This window comes from Marinomonas spartinae (assembly GCF_900089775.1).
Taxonomy (GTDB): Bacteria; Pseudomonadota; Gammaproteobacteria; order Pseudomonadales; family Marinomonadaceae; genus Marinomonas; species Marinomonas spartinae.
On the sequence record NZ_FLOB01000001.1, the window covers coordinates 633475 to 651339 of the forward strand.

Here is a 17865-nt window from a genome sequence, read left to right on the forward strand (position 1 = left end):
TGTTTATTTATTTCTAGCTGGCTAAGGCATCTCTTAAACTTTTTGGTCGCATGTCTGTCCATGTTGCTTTGATGTGCGCAAGGCACTGCTCTTTGTTGCCGACCACGCCGACTTCTTTCCACCCCGCTGGTACCGCATGGTAGGTTGGCCAAATGCTGTATTGTTCTTGATCATTGATGACGACGGTGAATTCTGTGTTTGGGTTATCAATACTCATAAAGTCCTCTCTTTTGCTTTTGTCCAATTGATTAAGAAACGATGCTCGAAAGCGCTTCTTCTGTATGGCGTTGGTTGTTTGAGTTGAGTTCGCTAAGCTGACCTAAATCCATTTTGAAAACTCGGTCTGCCGCATCGAAATATTTGTCATCATGGGTAATGGCGATAATGGTTACACCACGCTCTTTTAAGAGGGGTAATAGTTCTCGGTAAAACGTTTTGCGAAATTTGGGATCTTGGTCGGCGGCCCATTCGTCCAGTAAGACACAGCCACGTTGTTCCAATACCGCCATCATTAAGGCGAGTCGCTTGCGTTGCCCTTGGGAGTATCGGGTGTCGGAAAGGTAACCATCCTGATGAGAGACCTTATGTGCCATTTCCAGACGCCTCATCCATTCATCAATCACTGTGTTGTCCACGTTGTCGCCATGTCCATCTGTGATCTGATGGAATAGATAGAAGTCGCTGTATACTGCAGAAAATTGCAAACGATATTCTGGCCATGTCTCCAGGGATACCGGCTGGTCGTTAAGGAAAACCTGCCCTGAGTGGGGCCGGTAGAGACCAGTCAATAAGTTGGCAAACGTGGATTTGCCACTGCCATTACCGCCAATGATAAAGATGAGTTCACCTTGTTTAATGGTGAAGTCGATCGGACCAACCTGAAACGGCTTCTCATCGCCGTCAGCTCGGTATTGATAAACTACTTGTTGTAAATGCAGCTGCTCAAAAGGGGCAGAAACCGGTTGCTGACTGATCAAGGTGTTATTTTGGCTTAATGACAAATCTTCCAATTTCTGCATTGAGATATTGGCTGTCACTAAAGTGGGTAGGGAGCCGACGGCCGACATCAGTGGTGTGCGCATAAATAAGATAATTAACGCAAACGATGAAGCAACTGGAAAGCTGGCCCAGCCAAGTCCTAACGCGAGATAGAAGTTTAAACCGATGAGTGCCAGAACAATGGTGTTGGCCATGTTGGCCGCAAAGCCATTAAGAATGTCAGCACGGGTTACCTGATCGCGATACTGTTTGGCGTGTGGATCAAACTCATCATTGAAATAGCGTTTAGCGCGTCCCGGGTTTAACGATAGCTCTTTGCGACCCTCAATAAAGGACTGGTAGTCTTGATACAGCTTGTCATCGAATTCTCGCACCTGTGTGATGTGGTAGGAGATTTTATTCACCAGACTAAAACCGAAGAGTCCTGTCAACGCTAAGAGTAAGACGCTGACGCCAAACAAAGGAAGAGATAAAAAAGCGAGATAAGCGAGGGCGATTAAGCAAAGCACCACCCCATAAATCAGCTCAGGCAGATGGACAAAGGCAAAGGTGACATTACGAATGTCGGTATTGAGTGACGCAAGCAAACGAGCGCTGCCGATGCTTTCTATTTGTTCGATATCAGTATTGATCAGTTTTTTGATAAGCTGACAGCGTTTTTTATAGACAAACTGATGCCCCAGTTTATGCAGTGCCACTTGGGCGACGGTAGCCGTTGCCAGCAAGACCGCCAACAGGAGGACAAATTGCCATAGAACCGAGGGAGTTAGGTCGTGCTGGCTGAGTAGTCGGTATTGAATAAAAGCAATTACCCCGACCGTCAGGAGCGCGCTGGCCATACTGAGTAAGATGACAAAAGCCAGAGGTTTGCCTTGTTTGTCTGCAAGCTGCATCAGTAACTTCATGTTAGACCCATAAATAAACAGTTTTGATTTGTATTATTATTCTCATTAATTGACTTTAACTCATTCCATGTTTTGCGAAGCAAGATACTAGTATGCTGGTAGAGCTATTCCCTAGAGCCGCCGTAAGCCCCACATCAGGTATAAGCCGCCGAGAATGGAGGCGACCATGCCTGCGGGTACTTCCTGTGGGTAGAGTAATTGTCGACCTAACCAGTCGGACAGTAACATCAGTAGTCCCCCTACCAATGATGAGGCGATCAGATGATCACGGGCACGACTAAAACCAAATAGCCGTGCTAAATGAGGCGCCATCAGCCCAACAAAACTTAATGGACCGACAACCAAGGTGGCAGCAACAGTTAGGCAAGCGGCTAACAGTAGCAGCAAGAGACGGGATCGGGAGACATTCATTCCCAATGATCGAGCTGTCGCTTGCCCTAGCGGTAAAACATCCAGCCATTTACTTAGCAAAAAGCCAATGCTGACCAATAACAACGTCGCTATCGCTAAAGGCAACAAGGTTTGGCTTTTAACGTAATAGGTGGAACCGGATAACCAAGCTAAAAAAGCATAGCTACGTGGATCGCCACCGGCGAGAATTAGACTTTGCACGGCATTCATCAGGGCCGTAATAGCGACCCCTGTCAACAATACCCGCTCCGGTTGAAATCCCGACTTATGATTGAGCAAGACAATTAATCCCATGACCACCAGGGCACCCACCAGACCACCGATATAGAGTCCAACAAGTCCTGATGCAAGACCACTATAGAGGGTGATAATCAGACCAATGGCGATGCCAGAACTGATACCAATCACCTCTGGGCTCGCCATTGGATTGCCGCTTAAGCGCTGAATGATGGTGCCTGCTACCGCGAGCATAATGCCAGCTAATAATGCCGCAACTAAGCGAGGTATCCGCCATTCCAACAAAGACCAATCGCCATTGAAGACTAGCCATTGCCAACCGTGGTTTTGAATAGACAAACTGGCAAACAAACAAAAACCCACCAGCAATGTCCCGCCGGTCCATACAATGGCGGATTTGCTGAGGTGATGTATTTGCTGATTATGTCGGGTTAATACGGTTTCCGCTTGGGTCTGATGACGAATGGCCAGTTTGGGGAGTAGCCATAACATAAGTGGTGCCCCCAGCGCTGCTGTGGCGGCTCCTGTCTGAACAACCATTGCCACCGTGTCTGGTAGTCGTTGAATCAATAAATCTGTCAGTGTTAGTAAGAGGGCGCCAAGTATCATGGACACTATTACTTTAGGTAGTAAACGACGGATGCCCATTAGCCGCGTAATAGCAGGGGCGGCGAGGCCAATAAAGCCAATCACGCCAACACTGGCGACCACCCAAGACGTCAGTAGTACCGCTAGACCAAGACAGACAAAACGGAGTTTAGTTAATGACACCCCTAAACTTTTGGCACCAGACTCGGTTAATTCTAATAAACTTAATGGCTTAAGGAATAAAAGCGCGACGAGCACTGCCGCAAGAATGCGAGGCCATAAATAGGTGACATTGCCCCAGCCCGTTTGTACTAGAGAGCCCGCTCCCCAAATCATTAAACCAGAGAGTTTTTCTTGATTGAGCATCAGCAATACGGTGCTGAAAGCACTGAAATAGAGATTAAGCACCAGACCCGCAATCACGACCACTGTGGGCGATAGAGCCCGTCGCCAAGACAACAGAAAGACCAGCCCCATGGTAATGAGCCCTCCTGTTAAGGCAACCAGACTTTGAGAAAACGCCATCAGCCAAGGTGCATACAGTGTTGCCAGCATCAGGCTAAAGCTAGCGCCGCTAGCAATCCCCAAAGTAGAGGGCGAGGCAATGGGGTTTCTAAGTACCTGTTGCAACAACACCCCTGCTACCGCTAATGCGGCACCACACAATAAGGTGGTAAACAGGCGTGGCCACCAAGTTAATGACAACTCGACCGAGCGGCTAGACTGCCAGTTTGTCTGGAATAAGCTAGCAAAAGCATGGTTAAGTCCACCGACGTTGTTTAGGTGAGTGCCTATTAACAAAGCGACCAGAACGGCAAGGAGCGCCATCAGCGTGAAAGGAAGCGTCCGCATCATTTGCTCTCCTGATGAATAGCTGTGGTTAATAGACGAGCAAAGCGTACCGTGGAAGGGATGGCGCCAAAGCTCCAAACGGGTGGGATTTTCAGCATCGGATGCCCAGTTTGTTTGACCAAGTATTGCCAGAAGGCATCCCGTCGTAGGTTCGCTTCCACACCTGCTGGTAATGGCTCGATGACGACAATTTGCCCTTTCACGCCAAGCAGTTTGTCAATACCAACCAGAGAAAAGCCCCACTTATTGGTCTGTCGGTGCCACGCACTTTGTAAACCGAGTTGCTGAGCAGCAATGCCATACAGGCTATTAGTGCCAAAGACTCGCACATGACGAGCATCCATAAACTGCATCATCAACAAGGGTGGCGTATGGGTGGGAACCTGTTTAGAAAGGGTCGCCAACGTCGCCTGAGCCGATTGAATCAGTGATTTAGCGGCCGCTTCTCGGTGGGTGTCTTTCGCAAGGGTTTGCGTATAGGTTTTGAAGGCTTGCCATGAAACATCGCCTTTTTTATATAAGGCAATGTTTGTTACGGGGGCAATGCGGGATAATTGTGGTGTCAGAGACTGAAACATCGGAGAGATAAAAATACGCTCTGGTTTTAGCTCCACCAATCGTTCCAAATTGGGTTGAGTGCGTAAGCCAAGATCGACGGTACGACTGGGAATGGCCGGGGATTTTACCCATGCGTTGTAGTCGGCTATCTGTGCCGCGCCAATGGGGTGAACGCCTAAGGCAAGCAGGGTTTCGACCTGCGTCCAATCTATGGCGGCCACTTTCATCTCACGCTCTTGTGCGACAGCGAAGTGGGTTGTAAACGTGATAGACAGCAGAAGCAAATAAGAAAAGGTACGTTTCATAACTTCCTACTTGGCTAGTAAGGCATGGCAACCGGATACCCTGCGGGGTGATCCGTAATGTGCATATTGATACCGTAGATGTCTTCTAGGGTTTGTGGTGTAAAGAGGCTCTCAATAGAGCCTGAGGCAATCATCTTTCCACTGTGCAGTGCGACGATATGATCGCAGAAGCGCGCTGCCATATTGATATCGTGGATAACAATAATCACACCAAGGGATAACTCGCGACTGAGCTTTTTGATCAGATTAAGCATGTCTACTTGATGGGCAATATCTAAAGCAGATAGCGGTTCATCAAGTAGCAAATATTGCGTGCGCTGAGCCAGTAACATGGCGAGCCAAAGGCGTTGGCGCTCACCACCGGATAGGGTGTCAACTAAACGGTCCTGATAAGAGAGGGTATCGGTTAGCGCCATGGCTTCGTCGATGTATGTTTGATCCTGACGATTTAAACGGCCCAGCAAACCGTGCCAAGGATAACGACCAAACCCAACTAGGTCTCTGCCCGATAAGCTGTCCGTTGCTGGGGTTTGCTGAGGAAGATAAGCCACTTGTTGGGCAAATTGTTTATGGGACCAAGAGTCGATAGCTTGACCATTTAGCAGAATATGACCACTGGTTGCTGTTTGTTGTTGGGCGAGCAGCTTAAGAAGAGTGGATTTTCCTGATCCATTATGACCGACCAAGGCGTAAATTTTTCCAGGCTCAAAGGTCATGGAAAAGTCGGCCAATAAGGCGCGGCCATTCACGTCAAATCCTAATGCTTTCGACTCTATCATTCCATTCACTCTCTGCATTACATGTGGTGTCGATGTCTGAGGGCAGTATTTTTATATAATAATGACGTTAATGCAAATCATTTTCATTTAAAGTGTAAATATTTAGTACGCTGAGACCTTTTCTCGATGTCACGAGCGACGCCAAGACGCGGCAAAAACAGACAAGAAAGCCGAGTTTATCCCGATAAATGAGCATTTTGAGTCTGTTTTTAACAAAGTATTGGCAAGCACAGTAATCGTGCCAAGGTCTCACATTTTATGCATGATTTGGCATAAATAAGGCAATAGCCCTATCTATTTGTTGGGCTATTGCTTGGTTCGCGGGGAAAATCAGATTTATTGAAAGGTCGCGATGAGCTTATTGTCAGTATATTGCAGACGAACTGGTAGAGGGGAAGAAATGGTTTCAAATTGACCTTGTAACTGGCGTCCCTCAATTAGCACGTAGCCTTTGCCTGCTTTAGGTTGAAAATGCGACAAATCTAAGGCCAATGTACCGCCAATGATAACCACGTTTCCTGAGGCTTGAATTTGGCTGGTGTCTTTATCCATGTCGATTTTAGTGGCCCCATTCAACTGAGTGTAGTTCGCGACCTTTAATGCACCTTTTGATGTCACATCCAAGATGCCATTTTTCAGATAGAGGTCGCCTTTACCCAAGGCATGGGCTGAGGCGGCTTCCAATACACCATTGTCGATAATCGTGCCACCATGATACTGACTGTTGCCCGTTAAAGTAAGAATTCCGCAGCCTTGCTTCGTTAGTTTTCCCTTGCCCGAAATAGAATTACGCCACCAATCGTGAGCATTAAAGGCGCCTTTATTGGCGTCCATATTGACCGTAACATCCCCATTAAAGGCACCGTATCCATCGGCGGCGGTAACTAAATCTAAACGCCCCCAACCATTTGATTGATCCAGAATAGGATAGCCAGAGGGCACTTCTGTGGTTGCTAGAACCGCACGGCGTTGTGCTGGGCTTAAGTAAGGCTGTCTGGTGGCCAGTAAGAGTTCAGCCCCTGCTGGTACAACGGGCCCTTGGTGTAACTTTCCTGTCTGACTAAAACCATAGGTCAGTCGTGATCGATAAAGGGCTTTCATCGCTTCGTGATTGGCAAACTTATTGTTATCAAATACATGGGTATTGACCTTATCGCCAAGTATTAAACCATGCGGGTGCAATACTTTGTTGTGAGCGAAATAATACAAGAATTGTCCGGCCGCGTAAGCTTGTTGACCAAAGTAGGATTGCGAGTCGTTATAGGCCCTTTGTGCATCCGCCTGAATGTGCCTTTGGGATAACGCGTAAGTTGCCACGGCTAAGGCGTGAATACGGCCACCGATCACATCTACGGGGGAATGCATGCCCGCTTGAATGCGGCTCTCGCCTAATTGCGACGCCCGAGTGAGCATCTCTGAATAACGCTGTGGCAAGGCGTAAGCATAGGCCATGACCGCTAAGTAACCAGCATTGGTGTGTCCACTTGGATAGGCGCCATCTTTACGGCGGTTTTCCTGATTATTGGCAACAACGCTGCTCTCATGATGACGACGTGAGCACATCAGTCCAGGCACGACCTTTACTTCGGATTGGTATTGATCAATCAGCCAGTCCGAATGCACGGTACCATTTTGCTGTACACAAGAATAAGGCGCGGTGCCTAGATAATGTATTCCGCCAGTTTTGTCCATACGCCATGGACGAGGGGTTGAATAAATATACTTTGAGGCACTCGTGGAAGCTGGGGCTACCTCGCGAAAATCGTAAACCAGCTGATACACACTACCTAATGGCGCGTTTCGTTTTCCGGCAAACTTGATGTCATCATTATTCTTGGCATAGTAATGGGCGTTGCTAACAATGTCTTTGACCGTCGGCTGATCAATGTCTGTATAGGCGCCAGAAGCCGTTACATAGGCTTGTGTCAGAGGGCCATAGCCGTCAATCACACTGTAGTTTTTGCTGCGCTGATCATCCAAATAGGCGGCAATGGCTTGTTTCTCTGTGCGCTGCTGGGTGGCCTTGATCACATAAGTAATGTTTTCTTGCCAGATTTTTGGGTTCACAATGGCTTGGTTGGCAAAACTGCTTGGTCCATTGCTATTGGCGTCGTTTTGCCACCCCTTCAGCCCATTCGTCCAAATTTGATTCATGCCGATTAGTAGCGTTGCGATGGGGTTTTGCTCAATATTGTATTTCAAATTCCCTTTACTGTTGTTCGCACCATTTTGAATCACGGGCAAAGGGTAACCTACTTTAGGAACTGGAACCGTTTGTTCAAAGCCCAGCCCGATAGGCGGTAATGGTGTTGGTATTGTCGAGTTGGCCTGGGTGACGGAGCTGATGAAAAGTGTTAACCATAACGAGCTCTTAATAGGAGAGAGTGTAAAGGGTGTTTTCATCATAAGTGGCTTCCTTGGACATCGAGCGAGAGTCGCGTTACTGTGAAAAGGTTAAGCTAAATGGGCAAGATGAAAGCTTAATGACAATGAAATATTTTGTTGTCATTACGGAAGTTCCTCTAGCCGCTCATCTTTCTAGATATATTATCGTGCTAACGTCAATACAAAGGGATGTGAACCTTCACCGAGGACTGGAAGCGTTAGAAGCACCTATCCATGATTACCTTCACAACCCTTTTTTATAAGGTCTTTTGTTATGTCATTGTTAAACATGCTTAGAAAACTGGGTAATCATATTGGTGCTTACAAAGTGCACCTTTGTCCTGAGGTGAAAGGGCAAATTACCGACCATGGTAAGCCCTTAGCGAATGTGAAAATCGAACGTACCCTTAGTTTCTCCGATGGTAAATATGTTGAAGATCATACCTTTACAGATGAAAATGGAGAATTCTATCTTCCAGAAGTGAATATTCGCTCCGGCCAGCCAGCCGTTCCCTTTGCTGAAATTTTTACTTCACAAGGGATATTTTTATTGCTTGAGCAGGAAAAGTATTGTTTGTGGGGGGCTATGCAGACATCATTTAAATTTCGAGAAGAGTTTGCTGCTAAATTGGCAACGTTAGATGCAGATATAAAAACGAAAAAGTTTTGTTCAAATTTAAAGATAGAAATAAAGAAGGATATAAGTTTGAAGCGGTTAGTATTTGTCGCTGGAATGATGATTTTGAGATTATAGATAAAGGCTCTTATTTTGATCTTTCCGGGATAAATAAAGATCAAAATGCCAATTGAGTTTAATAATATAAGGAAGTGTAAAGGTCTTTTGTTATGTCACCGTTAAACATGCTTAGAAAAATGGGTAATCATATTGGTGCTTACAAAGTGCACCTTTGCCCTGAGGTGAAAGGTCAAATTACCGACCATGGCAAGCCATTAGCGAATGTGAAAATAGAACGTACTCTTAGTTTCTCCGATGGTAAATATTTTGAAGATCATACCTTTACAGATGAAAAAGGTGCTTTCTCTCTTCCTGAGGTGAATATTCGCTCTGGTCAACCAGCCGTTCCCTTTGCTAAGGTTTTTACATCGCAAGCAATTTGTTTTTCTTATAAAAATAATGAGTATATTTTATGGGGGGCAAGGCTGTCGGGTATAAAGCAAAGTGAAGCATATGTTAAAAAACTAGGCTCTCTAATTGGTGATATATCTAACGATCAAACACTTTTTAATTTTAAAAGTGATAAGTCTGGGGAATATACGAATCGTGCTAATAGTATTTGTATATGGGAAAATGACTATAGAATAATGGATGTAGAGAAATATTTAGGACTTAATTCTACTAAAAAGATAATGGCTCGTAACTTATAAGGAGGTATATATGAATGTCTTAACTCCAGAGATTGATGCTGACTTTGCGGCAATTGCTTAGTTAGAGTAGAGAGTCGCTCTATAGTACACTAATGACACCCTGTTATCAGTACCCTAGCTAGTCGTTGCAATTTATATGGCTCTGGGTATCATTAGGTGACTAACGACAATACAAAGGGATGTGAACCTTCACCAAGGACTGGAAGTGTTAGAAGTACCTATCCATAATTACCTTCACACCCCTTTTTTATAAGGTTTCTTGCTATGTCATTGTTAAACATGCTTAGAAAACTGGGTAATCATATTGGGGCTTACAAAGTGCACCTTTGCCCTGAGGTGATAGGACAAATTACCGACCATGGTAAGCCCTTAGCGAATGTGAAAATTGAACGTACTCTTAGTTTTTCCGATGGTAAATATGTTGAAGATCATACCTTTACAGATGAAAATGGTGCTTTCTCTCTTCCTGAGGTAAATATTCGCTCTGGTCAACCCGCCGTTCCCTTTGCTGAGGTTTTTACATCACAAGCAATTTATTTTATGTATCAAGAAATAGAATACACTTTATGGATTTCTAGACTTTCATCGTATAAATTTCGAGAAGAGTATGCTAATAAATTAAAGGCATTGAAAGCTGATATAAAAGACGAAGAAGTATTGTTGAAATTTCAGAATATAAAAGTAGAAGGCTATAAACATGAAGCTTTTAGTATTTGTCGTTGGAAAGAAGATTTTGAGATTGTTGACAAGGATTCTTATTTATAGTCTTTTTAAATTAAGAGCTCTAACAGAATTAATTATAGTTAATATTATAAGGAAATAAAAATGAATGTTTTGACTCCAAATATAGCAGCTAATTTTCCTCTGTTGCCTATGACTCTTTGGATGGAGAAGATATTGTTCGTTCTTTATATTATAGAAGGATTAGCTCTTTTTTTTCCCTGGAACCTGATTTTATTAGTGGAGTAAGTGGATCTGTTCTAGAAAGACTATTTAATCACTCTACCAAATTTGGCTGTATTGCTAAGGGAAAAGGGATATATGAAGGTTAATATGTCTTAGCCTTGCGTGGAACTGCAAAAAATCGTGATGCTATTACGGATTTAAACTATGATCTTAGTACTTGTAGCAATAATCAACCTGTTCATGTGGGATTTAATCATACCTTTAATTCTTTTAAAGGTCAGCTTGAACGCTATTTTAGCCAGTATAGTCAAGGCGAGCTAAAAATGCATGTAGTTGGTCACAGTTTACTTCTTGACCTAATAATGAAAAAGGAGGGTAATGGAATTGGCTGTTTTATATAGGGAATATTTTAATGCTTAGTCTATTTAAAAAAGAAGCTTGTATGTGTCCTCAAATCAAGGGACGTGCTGTGCTTAATGGCAAGCCGTTGAGTAATGTTACTGTTACTCGTAGCCTAAATTACTATGGTATTGCTCTGTATCAGGACTATGCTGAGACGGATAATAATGGTGTATTTAGCTTTCCTAAATACAGTGTTTTTTCTTTTTTTGCGAACAACCCTTTTAGGAAGAACTCTGTTCATCAAGTTATTGCTATTGAAGAGTATGATGAAGATGATATTTATACCTTATGGGCAACAGTCCAGCCAGGAATAAATGAACTAGATTCTTTTAAAGAAAAGTTAGGAAGCTTAGATTGTGATATATCCAATAATATAGTTAAGGGAGAGTTTGATGATGCTTCTTTAAAAGAAAAATGTTGGGTGCTAACTCGGTGTTATTGGAGTGATAATTTTGATGTTGTCGAGTCTTTTGATGATAACTAGAGTGTTTTTATGAGAAAAACTTCAATTTTATAGGTTTTTTATGTTTAGTTTCTTAAAAAAAGAAAACGTTACTCTATGCCCTGAAGTGCATGGTAAACTACTTCTTAACGGGACGCCGTTGAATAATATTGAAATTATTAGGTCTTTGAATTATATAGGTGAACATGAATATACTGATAGTGTAATATCTGATAGTGATGGGAGTTTTTCATTTAATTCCTATAGCATAAAATCAAGGGTACCTAATAAATTATTTAATGAATCTAGAATTTTTCAATATATCTATGCAGATTATGATGGGAAGATTTATGTCATTTGGAAATCAAAACAACCTGGCTATAATGTAATATTTGCCTATGCGAAAAAATTAGAAAATATGTTATGTGAATTATCTAACCCTAAAGTCAGTTTTAAATTTTATGATAGGACTTCGTCTGAGAGGTCTTCACTATATGAGTATTCAGCACATAGTATTTGTCGCTGGGAAGATAATTTTGAAATTTCTAAAGTTTTTAATGACTAAATAAAAGGATTTTTATGAACATTTTAACTCCAAAAGTTGCATCTAAGCTAGCAGACTTGCCTTATGATTTTGTTCGTGGTGTACCTTCAGGATATGATGAATCTTATATAGATGAAGATATTACAGAATGTTTTGAAATTGATTTTAAAAAAGGTGGTGTGAAAGGTATAGCAGGAGGGTTAATATACCAGCTAATGGATAAACAAATCGGATTTGCTGTAATGGGTCGAGGTAAAGGTAAGGGATTTAAAGATCACCTTGTAATATCAACAAGGGGAACGAATACAGGTCGAGATTGGTTGACAAACATCAATGTAGGGATGGTAACAGGCCCAGGTGGGCAAATGGTTCATGCCGGATTTTATAAAATTTTTAGTAGTTTAAGAGAGAGCATCCAAAGCTATATACTTGCCCACAGACCAAAATATATTCACTGTGTAGGGCATAGTCTTGGTGGTGCTATAGCGACACTAATCGCGTCTTGGATAAAACATGAGTTAAATATCCCCGTTGCTGTATATACGTTTGGTGCGCCCAGAGTTGGTTGTGAATCTTATGTGAAACAAGCTAAGAGTTTTATTCCTACTTACAGGGTCACTCATGGTACTGATATCGTTCCTATGATTCCACTATGGCCTTTTATGCATGTGAATGATGAGTATCTTCTAACTGCCACTAGTGGTGCCCGTATGTCAATTAAGTCTCATGCTATGAATCTTCCTACTCCAGGCTATATTAATACTGCAAGTAAATACGATTCATATGAAGCTATGGCAAGTAGAAAAAACTCATTAACTGCCAGAAAGCGGATGAAGCTAGATTACAAACTGAGATTTGAGGCGAATTATTCTCAAAAAACATTACAAATAATCCATAATGCGATCGTATCTTTATTAATTGATTCTGGTTATGCTTTATCTACTATTGTTAATAACGCATTCTTATCCTCTGCAACAGCATATGATCTTTTAGCTAGAGCTATTAACGATATTGCTTTGATATCTAAGGGTAAACATGAAGATGTTAAAGGCATCTTAGGTTATATGGCTGTTTTTTGTAATCTTGCTATAGATATTACTGATATCACTTTAGCTTTAATTAAAAAACTGTTTTCCATGATGACTAGAGTGTTATATGGTATGGCAAAACAAGCTATCTCTATGTATTAATGGTTAATTATTTAGGAGACGTTATGACATTACAAAAGCTCAATGACAACGACGTTCAACAGGCCCTACATTCTCTTAATGAAAAATCCGATTCTAAATGGACATTGGAAGACGACAAGCTCAGTAAAACCTTCAAGTTTAAAGATTTTCAGCAAGCCTTTGGCTTTATGACCCTGTGCGCGATTTATGCGGAAAAGAAAGATCATCATCCTGAGTGGTTCAATGTCTACAACACCGTCAAAATACAACTGACAACTCATGATGTGGGTGGGCTTTCTGAGAAAGATTTTGATCTGGCAAGTAAAATGGAATACAACGCATCTTTCTTTACAAGGTAAAGTAGTTCAGACGACATCCTTGTCATAGGATAAGCTAACTATTTTTGGAAACCAGTAATCTTTCTAAGGTCTTGACGGAGTTGGGCAAGAGTCCAACTTTTAAGTCGAAGGGTTGGAACAGTTTGTTCACTATGTCCGCAGTGTAATTACCTTTATCGTTTTCGTTTTCAGAAAGGGTTTTGCGGGAAACGCCAACGAGAGTGGCGAAGTCTTCTTGTTTTAAACCGAGCACTTGAATGCGCAATATTTTCAGCGCTTCTCCTTGACTAATATCACCCATAATCAATTGTTTGATGATTCGTTGCATGGTCTTTTGTTTGTCATCGTCAACAAGAGGTTGCGAATTCTTAGAGGCTCGTGCAATGGGATTTTTTGTCTTGCCGTCGTCGGTTTCATCCAGCACGGCTGGGGAGTCATCAGTGACTGGAGTATGGCTTTTTTCTAAGGCTTGAATGGTTTCTTCGAGGGTTTCTTTTACGGCCTGTGTGGCTTCTTTTACGGGCGCAATGACCGATTCAACCTGTTCTAAAACTGTAGTGGGAGTAACGATGTCGGCCGATTTTTTTTTCTTACTCTTAGTTTTACCCTTTTGTTTGTCTTGGGCGGTTTTTTTAGACGCTTTTTTGCCCTTCTTTTTTGACTCTTTAGCTGGCGGGTAAACACTATCGATTTGGCCTTTCATTTTCATGCTACTACCTCATAAGTTCACTAATGATGACATGGATTGCGCTCTAATTTATAGCATAGTACGTTAATGTTACGTATGTGTTTCAAAGTAATTATCCATACAGGCTTTACCATGCCGTTTGTATAAAACCGTCAGTCCGAAGCCGTTAGGAAGTTACGTGTGGAGTGGCCTGTATCAATGACAAGATCGTCATTCGAGCGATCTTTAAGTTTCACGCCAGATAGCTTCAATTGTTTGGCTTCTTTTAATAAATAAAACGCCTTGCGAGCCGCTTCCTGATAATTCAGTCCGGCAGGGCGAATGTTTGAGATGCAATTGCGATACGCATCGGTATAGCCGACTTTGCCTCCCCAAGTAAGGTACAAGCCTAAACTGTCTGGTGAGCTTAATCCAGGACGTTCACCAATGAGTACCAACACGCATTTAGCGTTAAGGCGCTCACAAATATCATCGCCAATGGCGACGCGGCCTTGTTCTACTAGGCATAAAGGAGCGATTGTCCAAGAAGGCGACTGATTGCCTAATATGGAAAACAAGGCATTGAGAAAGGGCTGGGTATTTTGCTCAATGGCTAGAGAAGATAGCCCATCCACAACGGCAATTACCAGATCATACCCCTGTGGATAACTGGCTTGGTACTCATCTAAAAGTCGGGCGGATTCATCATTCAGTCGTCGACCATAATCAGGACGCTGCAAGTAAGTCGCACGATCCTCTGCTCGGCTGTGTAAAAACAAAGGCGCAGACTGAGGAGCCCAATCCTGTGCCATGAGTTGAGTCGCGAGTCCTTTGCTATCCAAATGGGTATGCACCGCGTCAATTGCCTGGGCATGAGCCAATTGAAAGGCTAATAAGTGCTTTGTCGGTACGCTAATACCGGAACGTCCCAGACCCACACGGGCATCCGTAAAGGCGTTGAGTTTGTGCCATATATTCTCTGTCACCGCTTCGTTTGATTCTAGATCGGAAGGCGGCGTTGAATCCATTCGATTTTTCGCATCGTCTGTGCCCATTATTGGCCTCCAATCAGACGGTTTAAGGGCTTATAAAAAGCATCGGGTAATTGCTGATTTAAAACAAACTGTTCGTTGTTCTTAAAAATCCCCATCTTGGCGAGCCAAGCATCGAACTCGGGGGCGGGTTTTAGCCCCAGTGCTCTTCGAGCATATAGGGCGTCGTGGAAGGAAGTTGTCTGGTAGTTGAGCATGATGTCGTCTGAACCAGGAATCCCCATCACGAAAGTACAGCCAGCGACGCCGAGCAACGTTAGTAAGTTGTCCATGTCGTTTTGATCGGCTTGAGCATGGTTGGTATAACACACATCACATCCCATAGGTAAGCCAAGTAGCTTGCCACAGAAGTGGTCTTCGAGCCCCGCTCGGGTAATTTCTTTGCCATCGTATAAATATTCAGGACCGATAAAACCGACAACCGTGTTAACCAGTAGCGGACTGAATTTGCGTGCCACAGCATAGGCTCGTGCCTCACAGGTCTGTTGATCCAAACCATGATTGGCGTTGGCTGATAACGCGCTACCCTGTCCTGTTTCGAAATACATGACGTTGTTGCCGACGGTGCCCCGCTTAAGTGATAAAGCGGCCGCTTGGGCTTCAGCTAAATTGGCAAGATTAAACCCAAAACTGTCATTAGTGGCTTGTGTACCGCCAATGGATTGGAACACCAAATCCACAGGGGCGCCTTGCTCGATGCATTCGAGGGTATTGGTGACATGGGTTAACACACAGGATTGGGTGGGAATCTCATAGTGCTGGATGACGTCGTCCATCATTTTGATTAAGCGCGTTGCTTGCTGCACATTGTCAGTCGCGGGATTAATACCGATGACGGCATCTCCGTTAGCGTATAACAGACCATCCAACATGCTCGCCGCGATACCCGTTAAATCGTCCGTCGGATGGTTTGGTTGTAAGCGAGTGGATAAATGACCAGGCAAGCCAATGGTATTGCGAAATGCCGTTTTTACATGACATTTTTTCGCCACGATAATGAGGTCTTGGTTACGCATTATTTTACTGACCGCTGCCGCCATTTCTGGTGTGACACCAGGGCGGATTTGCGTGAGCATCTCGCTAGTAGCCAAATCACTTAATAGCCAATCCCGAAAACCACCGACCGTCAGGTGAGATATAGGAGAAAAGGCCTGTTTGTCATGCTCATCAATGATTAACCGAGTAATTTCATCGTCTTCATAGGGAACCAAAAGTTCTTCAAGGAAAAGCTTAAGGGGGACGTCAGCTAGTGTCATCTGCGCGACAGCGCGTTCTTCAGCGTTTTGGGCGGCGACCCCTGCTAGCCGATCTCCCGAGCGAGCGGGAGTGGCTTTGGCCATTAAATCAGCAAGGTTAACAAAGCCAAAGGTGCGTTCACCAAGGGTATAGCGAAAGGAAAACTTGGAGTCTGAATGGTTCATCAGTCAGTTACGCCTCTTATTATTTCGACGTTAAGTATAAAACGGTGACCTGTTAACGGATAAAAGGTAGTACGTTGTTGAACGTACCACCTCTATGCTGACATGCAAAGTAGTTACCAGTTTAGATCGAGTTGGAACCACTTAACATGACATCACCCTGCGCGTTGTCCCGTTGGTGCTTGGTAAGAGAAAAATAAATAAAACCGATGACCATAAAGCCTAAGAAAATCAGTGCAATAACAAGGTTAAACCACACCATCGCAATCAAGCAGACGACAGCTAGGGTCAACGCAATTGCTGGTACGATAGGGTACCCTGGGGCACTGAAAGTACGCTCTAGATTAGGTTCTGTTTTACGCAGCTTGAACAGGCTTAACATGCTGATGATGTACATCACAATAGCGCCAAATACCGCCATGGTAATCATGGCTGCGGTTAAACTCATACCCTGTAGGTTGATAATGCCATCACTGTAAATGGCGGCAATACCGATGATTCCACCGGCGATAGTCGCACGGTGTGGTGTTTGAAAACGCGACAATTTAGCTAGACCCGCAGGTAAATAACCGGCGCGAGCCAAGGCAAAACCTTGGCGAGAATAACCCAGGATAATGCCGTGGAATGAAGCGACAAGGCCAAACAAGCCAACCCAGACCAGCATGTGTAACCAGCCAGAATGTTCACCGACAACCATTTTCATAGCCTGTGGAAGTGGATCATTGATGCCGGATAGTGTTTTCCAATCACCCGCGCCGCCAGCCATAATCATCACGCCCATGGCCAAGAAGACTAAGGTCAGAATGCCGCTAACATAGGCTTTGGGAATGGTACGTTTGGGGTCTTTCGCTTCTTCGGCTGCCATAGCGGCCCCTTCGATCGCTAAGAAAAACCAGATGGCAAAAGGAATAGCCGCAAAAATGCCAGACATGGATCCCAAGGAGAAGGTGTTAGAACCGCTCCAGCCATTAATAACAAAGTTGCTGAAGCTAAAACCTGGGGCGACGACGCCCATAAAAACAAGCAGTTCGATGACTGCCAGTACAGTTACAATCAGTTCAAAAGTGGCGGCAATTTTAACTCCCAGAATATTTAGCCCCATAAAAATAATATAGGCTCCAACGGCCGCTGTTTTCGGGTCTAATTCAGGGAATTGAACATTTAAATAAGCGCCAATGGCCAGCGCGATGGCGGGTGGTGCAAAGACAAATTCGATTAAGGTAGCAAGCCCCGCAACTAAACCACCTTTTTCGCCAAATGCCCGTCGACTATAGGCAAACGGTCCTCCCGCATGGGGAATGGCAGTGGTTAATTCGGTAAAGCTGAAGATAAAACACGTGTACATAATGGCGACAACAACGGCGGAGACCAAAAAACCTAACGTACCGGCGACTCCCCACCCATAGCTCCAACCAAAATACTCTCCAGAGATAACGAGCCCAACGGCGATGGCCCATAAGTGTATGGTGCCTAAGGTGGGTTTTAATGTTTGTGTTGTCATTGTGACCTCTCAACCTATGTT

Annotated in this window: 19 protein-coding genes; 9 read left to right on the forward strand and 10 right to left on the reverse strand. The window is 43.8% G+C overall.

The features are described from left to right. Positions 1-13 precede the first annotated feature (13 nt). The 6 genes from MSP8886_RS02785 to MSP8886_RS22415 all read right to left on the reverse strand — a co-directional run bounded on the left by MSP8886_RS02785 (position 14) and on the right by MSP8886_RS22415 (position 8040). Entirely contained in the window at positions 14-217 is a 204-nt protein-coding gene (locus tag MSP8886_RS02785; protein WP_067012440.1) for an MbtH family protein, read from the reverse strand. 31 nt (positions 218-248) lie between these two features. Further along, positions 249-1904: a multidrug ABC transporter permease/ATP-binding protein gene (locus MSP8886_RS02790; RefSeq protein WP_067012442.1), complete on the reverse strand. Its 1656-nt coding sequence runs from the start codon at positions 1902-1904 to the stop codon at positions 249-251. A 111-nt stretch (positions 1905-2015) separates the two neighbouring features. Next, positions 2016-3995 carry a Fe(3+)-hydroxamate ABC transporter permease FhuB gene (gene fhuB, locus MSP8886_RS02795; protein ID WP_245659013.1) on the reverse strand — a complete coding sequence of 660 codons (1980 nt, stop codon included), beginning with the start codon at positions 3993-3995 and terminating at the stop codon, positions 2016-2018. Then, positions 3992-4855, reverse strand: a complete 864-nt coding sequence (locus MSP8886_RS02800; protein ID WP_067012444.1) for an ABC transporter substrate-binding protein — start codon at positions 4853-4855, stop codon at positions 3992-3994. Before MSP8886_RS02800 ends, fhuB begins: the two co-directional genes overlap by 4 nt. Positions 4856-4869: 14 nt before the next feature. After that, positions 4870-5634, reverse strand: a complete 765-nt coding sequence (locus tag MSP8886_RS02805; protein WP_067012446.1) for an ABC transporter ATP-binding protein — start codon at positions 5632-5634, stop codon at positions 4870-4872. Between the two features lie 336 nt (positions 5635-5970). Continuing rightward, positions 5971-8040, reverse strand: coding sequence for a phosphatase PAP2 family protein (locus tag MSP8886_RS22415; protein WP_067012448.1), 2070 nt, complete (start codon positions 8038-8040; stop codon positions 5971-5973). A gap of 11 nt (positions 8041-8051) precedes the next feature. On the opposite strand from MSP8886_RS22415, the gene MSP8886_RS02815 reads away from it, so the two are divergent. The 9 genes from MSP8886_RS02815 to MSP8886_RS02855 all read left to right on the forward strand — a co-directional run bounded on the left by MSP8886_RS02815 (position 8052) and on the right by MSP8886_RS02855 (position 13227). After that, the gene (locus MSP8886_RS02815) at positions 8052-8282 is read left to right on the forward strand and encodes a hypothetical protein (protein WP_139063074.1); all 231 of its coding nucleotides are present in this window, start codon (positions 8052-8054) and stop codon (positions 8280-8282) included. A gap of 11 nt (positions 8283-8293) precedes the next feature. Beyond that, positions 8294-8773, forward strand: a complete 480-nt coding sequence (locus MSP8886_RS02820) for a DUF6795 domain-containing protein (RefSeq protein ID WP_217491317.1) — start codon at positions 8294-8296, stop codon at positions 8771-8773. A 92-nt stretch (positions 8774-8865) separates the two neighbouring features. After that, positions 8866-9405: a DUF6795 domain-containing protein gene (locus MSP8886_RS02825; protein ID WP_067012452.1), complete on the forward strand. Its 540-nt coding sequence runs from the start codon at positions 8866-8868 to the stop codon at positions 9403-9405. Positions 9406-9669: 264 nt separating this feature from the next. Further along, positions 9670-10170, forward strand: coding sequence for a DUF6795 domain-containing protein (locus tag MSP8886_RS02830; protein WP_067012454.1), 501 nt, complete (start codon positions 9670-9672; stop codon positions 10168-10170). 299 nt (positions 10171-10469) lie between these two features. After that, positions 10470-10712 (forward strand): lipase family protein, encoded by a 243-nt coding sequence (locus MSP8886_RS22780; protein ID WP_067012456.1) that lies wholly within the window; start codon positions 10470-10472, stop codon positions 10710-10712. A gap of 11 nt (positions 10713-10723) precedes the next feature. Further along, complete coding sequence (locus tag MSP8886_RS02840; protein ID WP_067012457.1) at positions 10724-11197, forward strand: DUF6795 domain-containing protein; 474 nt, start codon at positions 10724-10726, stop codon at positions 11195-11197. A gap of 40 nt (positions 11198-11237) precedes the next feature. Beyond that, on the forward strand, positions 11238-11720 hold the full coding sequence (locus MSP8886_RS02845) for a DUF6795 domain-containing protein (RefSeq protein WP_067012459.1): 483 nt from the start codon (positions 11238-11240) through the stop codon (positions 11718-11720). A 14-nt stretch (positions 11721-11734) separates the two neighbouring features. Next, entirely contained in the window at positions 11735-12889 is a 1155-nt protein-coding gene (locus tag MSP8886_RS02850; RefSeq protein WP_067012461.1) for a lipase family protein, read from the forward strand. Between the two features lie 23 nt (positions 12890-12912). Next, the gene (locus MSP8886_RS02855; RefSeq protein ID WP_067012463.1) at positions 12913-13227 is read left to right on the forward strand and encodes a 4a-hydroxytetrahydrobiopterin dehydratase; all 315 of its coding nucleotides are present in this window, start codon (positions 12913-12915) and stop codon (positions 13225-13227) included. A 34-nt stretch (positions 13228-13261) separates the two neighbouring features. Here MSP8886_RS02855 and MSP8886_RS22425 read toward each other — a convergent pair whose 3' ends face one another. The 4 genes from MSP8886_RS22425 to eat all read right to left on the reverse strand — a co-directional run bounded on the left by MSP8886_RS22425 (position 13262) and on the right by eat (position 17844). Beyond that, positions 13262-13915 carry a helix-turn-helix transcriptional regulator gene (locus MSP8886_RS22425; protein WP_083200750.1) on the reverse strand — a complete coding sequence of 218 codons (654 nt, stop codon included), beginning with the start codon at positions 13913-13915 and terminating at the stop codon, positions 13262-13264. 131 nt (positions 13916-14046) lie between these two features. Then, entirely contained in the window at positions 14047-14928 is an 882-nt protein-coding gene (gene eutC, locus MSP8886_RS02865) for an ethanolamine ammonia-lyase subunit EutC (RefSeq protein ID WP_370737022.1), read from the reverse strand. Further along, complete coding sequence (locus MSP8886_RS02870) at positions 14928-16346, reverse strand: ethanolamine ammonia-lyase subunit EutB (protein ID WP_067012465.1); 1419 nt, start codon at positions 16344-16346, stop codon at positions 14928-14930. The genes eutC and MSP8886_RS02870 overlap by 1 nt, the downstream gene beginning before the upstream one ends. A gap of 121 nt (positions 16347-16467) precedes the next feature. Continuing rightward, positions 16468-17844: an ethanolamine permease gene (eat, locus tag MSP8886_RS02875; RefSeq protein WP_067012466.1), complete on the reverse strand. Its 1377-nt coding sequence runs from the start codon at positions 17842-17844 to the stop codon at positions 16468-16470. Between the last annotated feature and the right edge of the window lie 21 nt (positions 17845-17865).

What these genes read in the sequence shown, in the direction of transcription:
- MSP8886_RS02785 (WP_067012440.1), bottom strand. Translation starts at nt 217, where the DNA reads ATGAGTATTGATAACCCAAACACAGAATTCACCGTCGTCATCAATGAT.
- MSP8886_RS02790 (WP_067012442.1), bottom strand. Translation starts at nt 1,904, where the DNA reads ATGAAGTTACTGATGCAGCTTGCAGACAAACAAGGCAAACCTCTGGCT.
- fhuB (WP_245659013.1), bottom strand. Translation starts at nt 3,995, where the DNA reads ATGATGCGGACGCTTCCTTTCACGCTGATGGCGCTCCTTGCCGTTCTG.
- MSP8886_RS02800 (WP_067012444.1), bottom strand. Translation starts at nt 4,855, where the DNA reads ATGAAACGTACCTTTTCTTATTTGCTTCTGCTGTCTATCACGTTTACA.
- MSP8886_RS02805 (WP_067012446.1), bottom strand. Translation starts at nt 5,634, where the DNA reads ATGATAGAGTCGAAAGCATTAGGATTTGACGTGAATGGCCGCGCCTTA.
- MSP8886_RS22415 (WP_067012448.1), bottom strand. Translation starts at nt 8,040, where the DNA reads ATGATGAAAACACCCTTTACACTCTCTCCTATTAAGAGCTCGTTATGG.
- MSP8886_RS02820 (WP_217491317.1), top strand. Translation starts at nt 8,294, where the DNA reads ATGTCATTGTTAAACATGCTTAGAAAACTGGGTAATCATATTGGTGCT.
- MSP8886_RS02825 (WP_067012452.1), top strand. Translation starts at nt 8,866, where the DNA reads ATGTCACCGTTAAACATGCTTAGAAAAATGGGTAATCATATTGGTGCT.
- MSP8886_RS02830 (WP_067012454.1), top strand. Translation starts at nt 9,670, where the DNA reads ATGTCATTGTTAAACATGCTTAGAAAACTGGGTAATCATATTGGGGCT.
- MSP8886_RS02840 (WP_067012457.1), top strand. Translation starts at nt 10,724, where the DNA reads ATGCTTAGTCTATTTAAAAAAGAAGCTTGTATGTGTCCTCAAATCAAG.
- MSP8886_RS02845 (WP_067012459.1), top strand. Translation starts at nt 11,238, where the DNA reads ATGTTTAGTTTCTTAAAAAAAGAAAACGTTACTCTATGCCCTGAAGTG.
- MSP8886_RS02850 (WP_067012461.1), top strand. Translation starts at nt 11,735, where the DNA reads ATGAACATTTTAACTCCAAAAGTTGCATCTAAGCTAGCAGACTTGCCT.
- MSP8886_RS02855 (WP_067012463.1), top strand. Translation starts at nt 12,913, where the DNA reads ATGACATTACAAAAGCTCAATGACAACGACGTTCAACAGGCCCTACAT.
- MSP8886_RS22425 (WP_083200750.1), bottom strand. Translation starts at nt 13,915, where the DNA reads ATGAAAATGAAAGGCCAAATCGATAGTGTTTACCCGCCAGCTAAAGAG.
- eutC (WP_370737022.1), bottom strand. Translation starts at nt 14,928, where the DNA reads ATGGGCACAGACGATGCGAAAAATCGAATGGATTCAACGCCGCCTTCC.
- MSP8886_RS02870 (WP_067012465.1), bottom strand. Translation starts at nt 16,346, where the DNA reads ATGAACCATTCAGACTCCAAGTTTTCCTTTCGCTATACCCTTGGTGAA.
- eat (WP_067012466.1), bottom strand. Translation starts at nt 17,844, where the DNA reads ATGACAACACAAACATTAAAACCCACCTTAGGCACCATACACTTATGG.